Annotated in this window: 12 protein-coding genes; 10 read left to right on the top strand and 2 right to left on the bottom strand. The window is 67.6% G+C overall.

The genetic code is table 11. The features are described 5' to 3' along the window. Nucleotides 1-172 precede the first annotated feature (172 nt). The 7 genes from ACH0BU_RS06300 to ACH0BU_RS06330 all read left to right on the top strand — a co-directional run bounded on the left by ACH0BU_RS06300 (nucleotide 173) and on the right by ACH0BU_RS06330 (nucleotide 6,907). Nucleotides 173-385 carry a hypothetical protein gene (locus ACH0BU_RS06300; protein WP_500263866.1) on the top strand — a complete coding sequence of 71 codons (213 nt, stop codon included), beginning with the start codon at nucleotides 173-175 and terminating at the stop codon, nucleotides 383-385. A gap of 67 nt (nucleotides 386-452) precedes the next feature. Continuing rightward, on the top strand, nucleotides 453-1,451 hold the full coding sequence (locus ACH0BU_RS06305) for a tyrosine-type recombinase/integrase (RefSeq protein WP_500263867.1): 999 nt from the start codon (nucleotides 453-455) through the stop codon (nucleotides 1,449-1,451). A gap of 13 nt (nucleotides 1,452-1,464) precedes the next feature. After that, nucleotides 1,465-2,259 carry a glycosyltransferase family 2 protein gene (locus ACH0BU_RS06310; protein WP_500263868.1) on the top strand — a complete coding sequence of 265 codons (795 nt, stop codon included), beginning with the start codon at nucleotides 1,465-1,467 and terminating at the stop codon, nucleotides 2,257-2,259. Continuing rightward, nucleotides 2,256-3,437, top strand: a complete 1,182-nt coding sequence (locus tag ACH0BU_RS06315; protein ID WP_314471908.1) for a hypothetical protein — start codon at nucleotides 2,256-2,258, stop codon at nucleotides 3,435-3,437. The genes ACH0BU_RS06310 and ACH0BU_RS06315 overlap by 4 nt, the downstream gene beginning before the upstream one ends. Nucleotides 3,438-3,483: 46 nt before the next feature. Further along, nucleotides 3,484-4,398, top strand: a complete 915-nt coding sequence (locus ACH0BU_RS06320; protein ID WP_046409022.1) for a sulfite exporter TauE/SafE family protein — start codon at nucleotides 3,484-3,486, stop codon at nucleotides 4,396-4,398. Continuing rightward, on the top strand, nucleotides 4,395-5,153 hold the full coding sequence (locus ACH0BU_RS06325; protein ID WP_046409023.1) for a TIGR02186 family protein: 759 nt from the start codon (nucleotides 4,395-4,397) through the stop codon (nucleotides 5,151-5,153). Before ACH0BU_RS06320 ends, ACH0BU_RS06325 begins: the two co-directional genes overlap by 4 nt. 92 nt (nucleotides 5,154-5,245) lie before the next feature. Beyond that, on the top strand, nucleotides 5,246-6,907 hold the full coding sequence (locus ACH0BU_RS06330; protein WP_145120648.1) for an ATP-binding protein: 1,662 nt from the start codon (nucleotides 5,246-5,248) through the stop codon (nucleotides 6,905-6,907). Nucleotides 6,908-6,941: 34 nt separating this feature from the next. On the opposite strand, the gene ACH0BU_RS06335 is transcribed toward ACH0BU_RS06330, so the two are convergent. Together ACH0BU_RS06335 and ACH0BU_RS06340 are read right to left on the bottom strand one after the other, a co-directional pair. Then, nucleotides 6,942-7,481 carry a SixA phosphatase family protein gene (locus tag ACH0BU_RS06335; RefSeq protein ID WP_296218814.1) on the bottom strand — a complete coding sequence of 180 codons (540 nt, stop codon included), beginning with the start codon at nucleotides 7,479-7,481 and terminating at the stop codon, nucleotides 6,942-6,944. Between the two features lie 12 nt (nucleotides 7,482-7,493). After that, a complete protein-coding gene (locus tag ACH0BU_RS06340; RefSeq protein WP_296218813.1) occupies nucleotides 7,494-10,199 on the bottom strand; it encodes an ATP-dependent DNA helicase in 2,706 nt (901 codons plus the stop codon). 255 nt (nucleotides 10,200-10,454) lie between these two features. On the opposite strand from ACH0BU_RS06340, the gene sucC reads away from it, so the two are divergent. The 3 genes from sucC to ACH0BU_RS06355 all read left to right on the top strand — a co-directional run bounded on the left by sucC (nucleotide 10,455) and on the right by ACH0BU_RS06355 (nucleotide 13,526). After that, on the top strand, nucleotides 10,455-11,654 hold the full coding sequence (gene sucC, locus ACH0BU_RS06345; RefSeq protein WP_500263869.1) for an ADP-forming succinate--CoA ligase subunit beta: 1,200 nt from the start codon (nucleotides 10,455-10,457) through the stop codon (nucleotides 11,652-11,654). Between the two features lie 116 nt (nucleotides 11,655-11,770). Then, entirely contained in the window at nucleotides 11,771-12,520 is a 750-nt protein-coding gene (locus tag ACH0BU_RS06350; RefSeq protein WP_125946175.1) for an electron transfer flavoprotein subunit beta/FixA family protein, read from the top strand. 76 nt (nucleotides 12,521-12,596) lie between these two features. Next, nucleotides 12,597-13,526, top strand: coding sequence for an electron transfer flavoprotein subunit alpha/FixB family protein (locus ACH0BU_RS06355; RefSeq protein ID WP_046409030.1), 930 nt, complete (start codon nucleotides 12,597-12,599; stop codon nucleotides 13,524-13,526). Nucleotides 13,527-13,694 lie beyond the last annotated feature (168 nt).

The following is a 13,694-nucleotide window of genomic DNA, read 5'->3' on the forward strand; positions in this document are numbered from 1 at the left end:
GCGCTGGTTGCGCCTCCGGTCGGGCTACGCCCGCCCTACGCCGCAACCAGCGCGAACGGTGCACCCGTCATACCCGTAACGCTGCTCGACGAAGGGGGTCCCTTTTGGACGCCGATAGGGGGTCCTTTTTGGACGCCGATTGACATCGCGCGCCCTTCCTAATTGGCCCCGTGTGCAGCGAGCGAGCATCGCCGCCGCATACGCGGGCTATGGGACAGCGCGCGACTTCCTGCGGGACGTATCGGCCGGCATCATGCCACCGCCATTTGAACTCAACGGCGCCGACGCTTGGGACGTGGGCGACCTCGACGCGGCGATCGACGCCATCAAGGCGGGCGCGCGTAAGACTTCCAAATGGCAGGAAAGGGCGCCGGCACGTGTCTAAGCGCTCCCTGTGGCCTGGCGTTCGTACCAAGACCGCCAAGGGCAAGCGTTATTGGTATTGGACCCGCGTGCAGCCTGGCGCGTCGTGGATCGCGCTTCCCGATCCCTACACTGACGCTGACGCGTTCCTGCGCAAGCTGGCGCACTTCCAGCGCGTCAATGCGCGGCTGGTGGAGCACAAGCGCGAAGGGACGTTCGGCGCGCTCGCTGCCACCTACGTCAAGTCCGCAGCGTACACGGACCTTAAGCCTAACTCACAACGCACGTTCGATCGCTACCTTGCCCGCCTGGTCGCGGCCTATGGTGACGCGCCTCTGGTCGAGATGACGCCTGAAGACATTCAGGTGCGCGTGATGGATGCCAACAGCGACACGCCGTCTGCGGCGGACATGATGCTGTCTATCCTGCGCACGCTCTACAAGTTCGGAAAGAAGCGGAACCGCTCGCTGGAAGATTGGACCGCTGGCATCGACCAGTTCAACAAGCACAACGATCGCAAGCCCTGGCCCGCCGACCTGCTTGCCGTGGCGCTGGAGCACGAAGACCCGCAATTCCGCATGGCAATCACGCTGGCGCTCTACACGGGCCAACGTCCCGGTGACGTGTGCGCGATGACGTGGAACGCGGTGCAAGGCGGCGTGGCCCGGGTGAAGCAACAGAAGACCGGCACCCCGCTTGAGATCCCGTTGCACCCCGATCTGGCGGCGGCGCTGGCAGCTCATCCGCGCGCGTCCGATCACCTGTTCATTCTTAGCAACTCGCAGGGCGCGCCTCTCACGGCGCAACTGTTCAACCGTTGGTGCCGGCTATTCAACGTCGAGCACGGGGTCGATGGCTTCACCCCTCATGGCCTGCGCAAGAACGCCACCAATGAGCTGTTCAATGCTGGGTGCAACCCGGCCGAGGTGGCAGCAGTGACCGGCCACAAGTCGCTTCGGATGCTGGAGCACTACGGCAAAGGCCGCTCGCAATCAGGCTTGGCCAAGGTCGCGATCCTCGACCGCTGGGCCGGCAAGACAAACCGCGAACGGGAAAACTTCACGACCAAAGGAAAACCGAAGGGATAAATGCTTGTGAACATTGGCGAATATCGGACGGCCCATAACGGGCCATTATGCCGACGAGTTTGCCGAATCGCATGGCCGCCACATGGCGCTGCGCGCGGCATTGGGGGCGGGGTTGCCGCTGTCCGGCGTGGGCTGCGCCATCTCGGTCGCGGTGCTGGCAGCGATGGAAGACGCTTATGGGGCGCCGTTCGATGAGGACAGCCTGACCGAGGATTATGAGTTGGGGCTGCGCGCGACGGCGCTTGGCTACCGGCCGTGCTTTGCGCGGGTCGAGGACTGGGCGGGACGGCTGGTCGCGGTGCGCGCCTTCTTCCCGGCGACGGTGGAGGCGGCGGTTCGCCAGAAGGGTCGGTGGATGACCGGCATCGCGCTCGCCGGCTGGGATCGGATCGGCTGGGCGCGCGTGCCCCACCTTGCCGATCACTGGATGCGGATGCGCGACCGGCGTGGCCCGCTGGCGGTGATCGTCCTGGCCGCCGCCTATCTGGCGATCGTGGGCTGGGGCGCGGCGGCACTGGCGCATACCATCCTGGGCTTGCCGCTGCCAGACATCAGCGAGGGCATGCGCCTGCTGCTCACCGTCAATCTCCTGTTGCTGATCTGGCGTCTCGGCTGGCGCGTGGCGTCCACCGGCCGGGCCTATGACTGGCACGAGGCGCTGTGGGCGGTGCCCCGGGCGATTGTCGGCAACGTCATATCGATGCTCGCCGCGATTCGCGCCGCCGCCCAATATGTGCGGATGCTGAGCGGGTCGCCCCCGCGTTGGGACAAGACGGTGCATGTCTTCCCTGAGGAGCTGCCGGCATGACGGCCCGGACCGGGCGCCCGCTGCGCTTTCTGGTCGGCCTGCTGGGGGTGTGGATCGGCCTGCGGGCATTGCAATTGTGGCCTGGTGATGTTGCACTCGCGGCCGAAACCCGGGCGGTGGCGGCCAGGGCAGAGCCGGCGATGGCGCCGCGCATCCTGGCGATCATCGCGGCGCCGTTTGCGCGGCCGCAGGAGGTGGCGGCCCGGCCACCGGCCGAACCGGCGCGAGTCATTGTGGCGGCGCCCCCGGCCATGTCGATCGCGGCGACGTCGCGGGCATTGCCCGACATGTCGGGTGCGGGCGCCCCGGTGCGATTGACGCCGGCGGACGAGGTCCGGCCGCGCTACGTGCCGTCGGCCGACATGCGGGTCAGGGCGGTCGAGACGCTCGCTTTTTCATACGATCTGCCGCGGCAATCGTCGCCCGCGGCGGGAGAGTGGGAGCGGCCAAGATTGGTGCCGCCTAGTCCGGGAGGTCACTCCACCCATGCCGTCCCGCCGCCCGCGAGCCAAGCCAGCGTCGCGGCCGGTGCGCCGTTGCCGGCGGCGCAGGGCCCGTCGCGATTTGGTGGCAGTGCCTGGGCGATCCTGCGGCCGGGCGATGCGGCGCCGTTCGTCCCGCAGCTCGGCGGAAGCCAGGCGGGGGCGCGGCTGACCTACGCCATCGATGCCGCGCGGCGACTGTCGATCGCCGGGCGGTTCTCGGGGGCGCTGGAAAGCCGGCAGAGCGAGGCCGCGATTGGGCTCGACTGGCGGCCGACGTCGCTGCCGGTGCATGTCGTCGCCGAGCAGCGCATCGGCATCGATCGCGCACGGGGCGGCCCGGCGCTGGGGCTGGTCGGCGGCTTTGGCCCGTTGCCGCTGACTTCGTGGCTGATGCTGGACGGCTATGCGCAGGGCGGCGGGATCGCGCGCGACGGGATCGAGGGCTATGTCGATGGGGCGATGCGGATCAGCTACCCGCTGGCGCGGCTGGGCCCGGCGCGGATCGACCTGGGGCTGGGTGCATGGGGTGCGGCGCAGCGCGGGGCGTCTCGCGTCGACGCCGGGCCGTGGCTGTCGACCGCTTTGCCCGTCGCGGGCCGATCGTTGCGGTTGTCGCTCGAATGGCGGCAGCGGCTGGCGGGCCGCGCAACGCCGTCTTCCGGTCCGGCACTGACCATCGGCACCGATTTCTGACCGCTGGCGCTTCCCCGCCGCGGCCGATCGGCATATCGACGGTGGCATGGATCTGTACCTCCCGATCGCGAACCTGTCGGTCAACGCGCTCGTGATCATCGCGCTGGGCGCGGGTGTGGGTCTGCTATCGGGCATGTTCGGGGTTGGCGGCGGTTTCCTCACCACGCCGTTGCTGATCGTCTACGGCATCCCGCCGACCGTTGCCGCCGCCTCTGCCGCGAGCCAGGTGACGGGGGCGAGCGTGTCGGGCGTGTCGGCCTATTTCCGGCGCGGCGGCGTGGACGTGCAGATGGGCGGCGTGATGGTCGTCGGGGGCATATTGGGATCGCTGTTCGGCGCCTGGCTGTTCCGCCTGCTGCAAGCGAGCGGGCAGATCGATACCGCCATTGCCATCACCTATGTCCTGCTGCTCGTTTCCATCGGCGGGCTGATGCTGAAGGAATCGCTGGAGGCGATCGCCGTCAGCCGTGGCCGGCGCGCGGCCCCGGCGCGCCGGCGGCGGCACCATCCGCTGGTCGCGTCGCTGCCGTTCCGCATGCGATTCTACCGTTCGGGCCTGTATATTTCGCCGCTCGCCCCGCTGTTGCTGGGGTTCGGGACCGGCATCCTCACCATTTTGCTGGGCGTCGGCGGCGGTTTCGTGCTGGTGCCGGCAATGATCTACCTCCTCGGCATGGCGACTCAGGTCGTGGTGGGCACGTCGCTGTTCCAGATCCTGTTCGTCACCGCCGCCGCGACCATGGTCCACGCCATGACGACCAAGGCGGTTGACATCGTGCTCGCTGGCCTGCTGCTGATCGGATCGGTCGTCGGCGCGCAGGTCGGTGCACATTTCGCGGCGCGTGCGCGGCCCGAATATCTGCGCCTTGCGCTGGCGTTGATGGTGTTGCTGGTGGCGGGCCGAATCGCGATCGGTCTCGGCTGGCGGCCGGACGAGATCTATTCGGTCGAGCTGTTGTGAAGCGCGCCGCGCTGATCCTGGCCGCGCCGCTGCTGATGGCGCAGGCCAAGCCGGTGCTGGTACCCGACGTGTCGCAGCGAGAGATCCGTATCGCCTACAGCTTCACCGGCGCAGAATTGCTGCTGTTCGGTGCCATCCTCTATCCGGGCGGCCGGCTGCCCGACGACAAGCATCCCACCGACCTGGTGGTGGTGGTGAAGGGCCCGGTGCAATCGATCACCGTGCGCGAGAAGGAGAAGCTTGCCGGCGTGTGGGTCAATGCGGAGGCGCTGCGGTATCGCTCGGCGCCGAGCTTCTACGCGGTCGCCTCGTCCCGCCCCGTCAGCCAGATCGTCGATGATCGCACGCGCGCGATCTACGAACTGGGGCTCGACAGCCTGCAATTATCGCCGGCATCCTCCGCGCCGCCGCCGGTGCAGGACCGGTTCGCGCGCGGGCTGGTCGACCTGCGTCGCCGCGCGGGCCTGTATTACGAGGCGCCCGGCGCGGTGGAGATCACCGAGGGCGTGTTGTACCGCACGCGCGTCAGGATTCCGGCGCGCGTGCCGGTGGGACAATTTACCGCTGAGACCTTTTTGATCCGCGACGGCAAGGTGCTGGCCGCGGCGGTGCGCGACATCACGGTGGAGAAGACCGGGTTCGAGCGGTTCGTTGCGCGCGCCGCCGATCGCCATGCTTTTGTCTATGGGTTGGCGGCGGTGGCACTGTCGGTTCTGTTGGGCTGGGGCGCGGGGCGGATCGCGCAGCGGGTGTAAGTGGCTGGCGCCGCGCCGCAATATATCGCTCACGCTCTGTTTACCCTTGTTCCGTAGACCCGCCCGGATGGGAAAAGGCGTGGAAATGCCGCATGAGTGAACTACCTGCACGTCACGTGTTCGACGCGGCGATTGCCGCGGCGGGGGCGTGCGCGCCGGCCGGCCTGGACCCGATCGGCTTCGTCACCGAGATCGGCGGCGCATCGAGCCAGGTGGTGTTCGATCCGGCGGCGCTGGCGGCGCTTGGCGCCCATGCCGATCCGGTGGTTGCCAGTGGCGGGCAGGTCGGCGGGCAGATCAAGGTGCGGGTGGGGCACAATTGGCTGATCGCCAATGTTCGCACCCTGCGGCTCGACGATTACGAGACCGGCCGCATCGTTGCCGCCGTCGACTTCCTCGGCGAGGGAGATGAGGAGAAGCTGACTGGCAAATTGTACCAGTTCCGCCGCGGCGTGACGCGCTATCCCACACCCGGCGCGGATGTTTACCCGATCTCCTCCGACGATCTTCGCCAGGTCTATGCCGCGGAAGGACGCGCGCATATCGAGGTCGGCAACGTCTATCCGACCAGCGACGTGCGCGGCGCGCTGTATGTCGATGCCATGCTCGGCAAGCATTTCGCGCTGCTGGGTTCGACCGGCACCGGCAAGTCGACGGCCGCCGCGCTGATCCTCCACCGGATCTGCGAAATGGCGCCGCAGGGCCATATCGTGATGGTCGACCCGCACGGCGAATATGCCGCCGCGTTCCGCCACAATGGCGCGATCTACGATGTGTCGAACCTTCAGATGCCGTACTGGCTGATGAACTTCGAGGAACATTGCGAGGTGTTCCTGACCACCGAGGGCGCCGAGCGGCAGGTGGATGCCGACATCCTTGCCAAATGCCTGCTCGCCGCGCGCGCCAAGAGCCGGGTCGGGGCCGAAATCCCCAAGCTGACCGTCGATGCGCCGGTGCCCTATCTGCTGAGCGACCTCACCACCCTCATCCAGCATGAGATGGGGAAGATGGACAAGGCGTCCAACACGGCACCCTATCTTCGGCTGAAGAGCAAGATCGACGAGATCAAGGCCGATCCGCGCTATGGCTTCATGTTCTCCGGCATGCTGGTCGCGGACACGATGAGCAGCTTCATCCAGCGGGTGTTCCGCCTGCCGGGTGATGGCAAGCCGATCTCGATCATCGACGTCTCGGGCGTGCCGAGCGAGATCACGTCGGTGGTCGTCGCGGTGCTTAGCCGGATGGTGTTCGATTTTGCGATCTGGTCGCGCAACGAGCCGCAGCGCCCGATCCTGCTGATCTGCGAGGAGGCGCACCGCTATATCCCGCGCGATGAGGACGGGTCCTCGGTCGGCCGGATCCTGAGCCGGATCGCCAAGGAAGGGCGCAAATACGGCGTGTCGCTGGGGCTGATCACGCAGCGGCCGTCGGACTTGGCGGAGGGGGTGCTGTCGCAGTGCGGCACGATCCTGGCCATGCGCCTAAACAACGATCGGGATCAGTCGTTCGTGCGCGCGGCGATGCCAGAGGGCGCGCGCGGTTTCCTCGATTCGATCCCCGCGCTGCGCAATCAGGAATGTATCATCAGCGGGGAGGGCGTGGCGATCCCGATCCGGGTGCGGTTCGACCGGCTGGAGGAAGGGAAACGGCCGGCGTCGGCCGATCCGGTCTTCTCCCGCCTGTGGCGCGATGTCGGCCATGAGAGCGAGATCATCGAGCGCACGATCCAGAAGTGGCGCGCGCAGGGCCGTTAGGCCCGGGTGCTGACGGCGCGGCGTCAGCCCAGGCTTAATGGTCGTCGGGGCCGAGCGTCGGGTCGAGGTCACGCGGGCGGATGAAACGCGTGAGCGTACCGCCGCCGCGTACGACATCGGCCCAGCGATCAACGTCGAAGGTGATCTGCGCCAGCGTCGCCGTCGGGTATTTCTCGTCCAGCGCCGACATCAATTCGGGCGTGCCGTCGCCGGCGAGGAACAGCGCGAAATCCTCCAGCCCCGGATTGTGCCCGATCATCAGCAGGCGGTTGCAATCGTCTGGCGCCTCGCGCGCAATCTCGAGCAGGGTGGCCGCCGAGGCGAGGTAGAGCCGTTTGTCCCACACCGGTTCGATCGGCGCCTCATAGCCCACTGCGACTTCGGCGATGGTTTCCACGACGCGGCGCGCGGGCGAGGCGAGGACGCGGTCGAACTCTTCGCCCAGTGTGCGCAGCTGGCGCCCCATGACGCGCGCGGCCTTGCGCCCCTTGTCGTTGAGCGGGCGATCGAAATCACGCGTCACCGGATCGTCCCAGCCCGATTTGGCGTGGCGCAACAGCGTCAGCGTCTTCAAGGCTCGTCTCCGTTAGGCCGCGGGAGCCGCCTCATGCCCCAAGCCGGCGCGCGAGGAAAGCCGCGATGCGACTCGCGCCACCGCCTCGTCGAGCGGGACGCGCGAAATCGGGACACCGGGGGGGAAGGAGTCGAGCAGCCGCGACGGCGTCGCCGCCGACAGCAGCACGAAGACGCCGCGATCATCGCGGGAACGGATCAGCCGGCCGAACGCCTGCGCCAGACGGGCGCGCACGATGCGGTCGTCATAGGCGCTGCCGCCGCCGGCCAGCCGGCGCGCGGCGTGGAGCACGGTGGGCTGGGGCCAGGGAACGCCCTCCATCACGACCATGCGCAGCGAATGGCCGGGCACGTCGACGCCGTCGCGCAGCGCGTCGGTGCCCAGCAGCGAGGCGTGCGGATCGTCGCGGAAGATATCGACGAGCGTGCCGGTATCGATCGGATCGACATGTTGCGCGAGGAGCGGAAGGCCAGCGCGAGCGAGGCGGTCGGCGATCCGCGCATGCACGCCGCGCAGCCGGCGGATCGCGGTGAACAGCCCCAGCGTCCCGCCGCCCGCCGCCTCGATCAGCCGGGCGTAAGCGTTGCTGAGCGCCGGTACGTCGCCGCGCTTCACATCGGTGACGATGATGACTTCGGCGTTGCCGGCATAATCGAACGGGCTCGCCGCCTCGAACCGTGCCGCCGCGCCGGTGAGATGCGGCGCGCCGACGCGGGCCTCCGCCGTTTCCCACGTGCCGCCGGCGGTCAGCGTGGCGGAGGTGACCAGCGCGCCATGCGCCGGCTTCAGCACGATCTCGGCAAAGGGGCGGGTGGGGTCGAGCCAGCGGCGGTGAAGCCCGATGTCATATTCGCGCCCCTCGACCCGGTCGACGGCGAGCCAGTCGACGAAGTCGGGGCTGGCCGGCGCGCCGACGCGGGCGATGAGGGCGAGCCACGCCGAGACACTTTCCGCGCGCCAGCCAAGCGAGGCGATGGCGCCCTCCACCCGGGCGCGGGCCTGGCCGTCGAGCCAGTCGGGCGCATCGTTCAGCACCGCCTCCAGCCGCTTTCCGAGCACGACGAGGGGGCGGTAGAGCGCATCGAGTGCCTCCGCGGCATGGGCGGCGGCCTCGATCAGCTCGGGCGAGGGTTCGGCCAGTTCGGTTTCGAGCCCATAGCCCGCGTCATCGGGGCCCTCTGCGCGGGCGAAGGTGAGCGCCCGTACGCTGGCCAGCAGCGCCTCGATCGGGCCGAACGGCGCGCCCTCAATGATGCGTTGCAGCCAGCCGTCGGCGGCAAGGCCATGCGCGGCCTTCACCGCGTCGGCCATCGCCTGTGCGCCTGCCTCATCGTAGCTGGCGACATCGGAGAGGCGCGCGGCCAGGCCCCGTCGGCGTCCGCGGCTGCCGGCCTCGGGGCCGATGATCCAGCGGCGCAGCTCGATCGTCTCTTGGCCGGTGAGCGCGGTGGCGAACATCGAATCCGCGGCATCGAACAGGTGATGCCCCTCATCGAACACATAGCGGCTGGGGCGTGTGGCCGTTTCGCGCCCGCGCGCCGCATTGACCATCACCAGCGCATGGTTGGCGATCACGATGTCGGCATCGGCGGAGGCGCGGGCGGCGCGCTCGATGAAGCATTTCCGATAATGCGGACAGCCGGCGTAGATGCACTCACCACGCCGGTCGGTGAGTGCGACCGAGCCGTTGCGCCGGAACAGGGTGGTCAGCCAGCCGGGAAGGTCGCCGCCCATCATGTCGCCATCGGCGGTATAGGCGGCCCAGCGCGCGACCAGTTGCGCCAGCACCGCCGCGCGCCCGGTGAAGCCGCCCTGCAGCGCATCCTCCAGATTGAGCAGGCAGAGATAATTTTCCCGCCCCTTGCGCGTGACGACCCGCGCGCGCCGCTCCGCCTCATCGGGATAGACGCGCTGCGTTTCGTGGCCGAGCTGCCGTTGCAGCGCCTTGGTATAGGTGGACACCCACACAGCGCCGCCGGCAGTGCGTGACCAGAGGCTGGCCGGCGCCAGATAGCCCAGGGTCTTGCCGATCCCGGTGCCGGCCTCCGCCAGCACCAGATTGGGGCTGTCGCGCCCCACGCGCGGTGAGAAGGCGTGCGCCGCCGCGGCGGCGAAATCACGCTGGCCCTGGCGCGGTTCGGCGGCGGCGCCGACCAGCGTCGTCAGCGTGCGCTGAGTCGTATCGGCGTCCAGGCTGATCGCACGGGGCGCAGGGCGCGGTGCGCTTTCCTCCCATTCCGGCAGCCGCGAGAAGAGCCAGGGTTCGTCCCGCGCCGGCTTGCGCAAGCGGCTGGCGAGCAGCGGTCCCCAGGACCAGCGCAGCCGCGCCAGTGTCTGCGCCGCCGCCCAGGCGCCTTCCCGCTCGGGCCAGTCGCCATCGGTTATTTCCAGCAGCCGCAGGGCGGCAGTGCGCAGGAAGGGCGCGATGTCGCTGTCGCTCGCCGGGACGTCGAGGCCGGTGACGGTCGCCAGTCCCTTGGGCGTCGGCACCATGAAGCGTGCCGGCCGCAGAAAGGCGAACAGCTCTAGGATGTCGAGACCCGACAGATCGGCATAGCCCAGCCGCTGCCCGACCAGCGGCGCGTTCATCACGATCATCGGCGTATCGGCGGCGGCACGGATCGCCTCGCCGCGCGACACGCCGCGCACGCCGTCGTCGCTCGCGATCCAGATGCCCGTATGGCTCGCGTGCAGCGCCGGATAGGGAAGAGCGATCACGCCGCCAGCGTTAGAACAAACGGAAAACCTGTTCCAGTGTTCTTCGTCGGCGGGTTGCCGCGCGCCTCGCCGGATCGATGCTGATCATCGCCACAGCACCCTTGCCTGATCGCAATTCCGCTATTGCGAACTTTTAGCATCAGTGAGGCTGTGCTCTCGTCGGTTGATCGGCACACACGACCTATCAAGGCTGGATTCCCGACCGCCGCTGTGCTTAAGGCTGCCTGTTTTCGGTTTTGTAAGGCGAGCTCCGGCATGAACATCCACGAATATCAGGCCAAGGAACTGCTGGCGAAGTTCGGCGTGCCCGTTCCCGCGGGCTATGCGGCGATGACCGTCGAGGAAGCAGTGGAAGCCTCCAAGAAGCTGCCCGGGCCGCTTTATGTCGTGAAGGCGCAGATCCACGCCGGCGGCCGCGGCAAGGGCAAGTTCAAGGAACTGCCGGCTGAGGCCAAGGGTGGTGTCCGCCTCGCCAAGACCGAGGACGAGGTTCGCCACGCCGCGACCGAGATGCTCGGCAACACGCTGGTGACGATCCAGACGGGTGATGCCGGCAAGCAGGTCAACTGCCTGTACGTCACCGACGGCGTCGACATCGCCAAGGAATTCTACCTCGCCGTGCTGGTCGATCGCGCCACCGGCCGCGTCGCCTTCGTCGTATCGACCGAAGGTGGCATGGACATCGAGACCGTTGCGCACGACACGCCGGAGAAGATCCACACCTTCGCCGTCGATCCGGCAACGGGTTTCCAGCCGCACCACGGCCGCGCCGTCGCGCATGCGCTGGGCCTTACCGGCGATCTCGCCAAGCAGGCGCAGAGCCTCGCGAGCAAGGTATATGACGCCTTCCTCGGCACCGACGCATCGCAGATCGAGATCAACCCGCTCGCGGTGACCGACGACAACAAGCTGATGGTGCTCGACGCCAAGGTCGGGTTCGACGGCAACGCCATGTTCCGTCACAAGGACCTGGCCGAGCTGCGCGACGAGACCGAGGAAGATCCGGCCGAGCTGGAAGCGTCGAAGTACGACCTCGCCTACATCAAGCTCGATGGCGACATCGGCTGCATGGTCAACGGCGCGGGCCTTGCCATGGCGACGATGGACATCATCAAGCTGAACGGCATGTTCCCGGCGAACTTCCTCGACGTCGGCGGCGGCGCGTCGAAGGAGAAGGTGACCGCGGCGTTCAAGATCATCCTTGCCGATCCGAACGTGAAGGGCATCCTCGTCAACATCTTCGGTGGCATCATGAAGTGCGACATCATCGCCGAGGGCATCGTTGCCGCGGCGAAGGAAGTTAATCTGTCGGTACCGCTTGTCGTTCGGCTCGAGGGTACCAATGTCGAGAAGGGCAAGGAAATCCTCGCGAATTCCGGCCTCGCGATCGTTCCTGCGAACGACCTGGGCGATGCCGCGCAGAAGATCGTCGCCGAGGTGAAGAAGGCGGCGTAAGTTTCGACTGATCGTTCTCCATCGTCATGCCGGCTTCGGCCGGCATCTCCCCGACGTGGAGCGCGACACAACCGGGAGACCGCGGCGCTTGCCGGGGTGACGCTTGGGAGAGTGGAATGAAGGTTCTGGTGCCGGTCAAGCGCGTGCTTGACTATAACGTAAAGCCCCGCGTGAAGGCGGACGGGACGGGGGTCGATCTGGCCAACGTCAAGATGAGCATGAACCCGTTCGACGAGATCGCGGTCGAGGAAGCCATCCGCCTGAAGGAAAAGGGCGTGGCGACCGAGATCGTGGTCGTGTCGATCGGTGAGGCGAAGGCGCAGGAAACGCTGCGTACCGCGCTCGCCATGGGTGCGGATCGCGCGATTCTCGTCACCTCGGACGACAAGGTCGAGCCGCTCGCCGTCGCGAAGATCCTGAAGGCGGTTGCCGCCGAGGAACAGCCGCAGCTCATCATCCTGGGCAAGCAGGCGATCGACGACGACAACAATCAGACCGGTCAGATGCTTGCCGGCCTGCTCGGCTGGGGCCAGGGCACGTTCGCGTCCAAGGTCGAAGTCGAGGGCGAGACCGTCAAGGTCACGCGCGAAGTGGACGGCGGTCTCGAGACCGATTCGTTCAAGCTGCCGGCGATCGTCACCACCGATCTTCGCCTGAACGAGCCGCGCTACGCCTCGCTGCCGAACATCATGAAGGCGAAGTCGAAGCCGCTCGCGACCAAGACCGCCGCCGATTACGGCGTCGACACCGCGCCGCGCGTCAAGACGCTGAAGGTCGTCGAGCCGGGCAAGCGCCAGGCCGGCATCAAGGTCGCTGACGTCGACGAGCTGGTGATGAAGCTCAAGGCGATGGGCGTCGCGAAGTAAGCGCACCGCCGGTCACTGATCCCGTTCAGGGCGCCGCGTGGACGCGGCCCCGACGGGGAGAGGAAAGAGGTTCAAGATGAAGACTCTGGTTTGGGTCGAGCATGACGGTTCGACCGTCAAGGATGCCACGCTCGCCGCGGTGACCGCCGCGTCGAAGCTGGGTGAAGTTCACCTGCTGGTCGCCGGCAAGGGCGTCGATGGCGTGGCGCAGGAAGCCGCCAAGATCGCCGGCGTGGGCAAGGTCCACGTCGCTGACGACGACGCCTATGCGCATGCGCTGGCCGAGAACGTCGCGCCGCTGGTCGTCGAGCTGATGGGCCATCACGACGCGTTCGTCGCGCCGGCCACCACGTCGGCCAAGAACATCGCGCCGCGCGTCGCTGCGTTGCTGGACGTGATGCAGATCTCCGAAGTGCTGTCGGTCGAGAGCGAGGACACGTTCACGCGTCCGATCTACGCCGGTAACGCGATCGCGACGGTGCAGACGTCGGATGCCAAGAAGGTGCTGACCGTCCGTACCACGGCGTTCGAGAAGGCAGCGGCAGAGGGTGGTTCGGCCGCCGTCGAAGCAGTCGCCTCGACCGGCGATCAGGGCCTGTCGACCTACGAGAGCTCGGAAATCGCCAAGAGCGCGCGTCCGGAGCTGGCCAGCGCGAAGATCATCGTCTCCGGTGGCCGCGCGCTGCAGAACGGCGAGAACTTCAGCGCGCTGATCGAGCCGCTGGCCGACAAGCTGGGTGCCGGCGTCGGCGCCAGCCGCGCGGCGGTCGACGCCGGCTTCGTGCCGAACGACTATCAGGTCGGGCAGACCGGCAAGATCGTCGCCCCGGAAGTCTATATCGCGGTTGGCATCTCCGGCGCGATTCAGCACCTTGCTGGCATGAAGGATTCCAAGACCATCATCGCCATCAACAAGGACGAGGATGCCCCGATCTTCCAGGTCGCGGACATCGGCCTCGTCGGCGACCTGTTCAAGGTTGTCCCGGAGCTCACCGAGAAGCTCTGATCCCGTACCGGCGCGGTCCAGCGGATCGCGCCACGGCCGGCGGCGCTCTGATGAGCGTCGCCGCTGCTGCTGCCAAGACGCCATGTGCGTGCGCTCTGTCGCAGGATGGCAGCCAATCGCCGCTCATTTGCGGCGCGATCTTCCCCAAACACACGTCACCGCTGCATT

The sequence above is a fragment of the Sphingomonas olei genome (genome assembly GCF_045369765.1).
Taxonomy (GTDB): Bacteria; Pseudomonadota; Alphaproteobacteria; order Sphingomonadales; family Sphingomonadaceae; genus Sphingomonas; species Sphingomonas panaciterrae.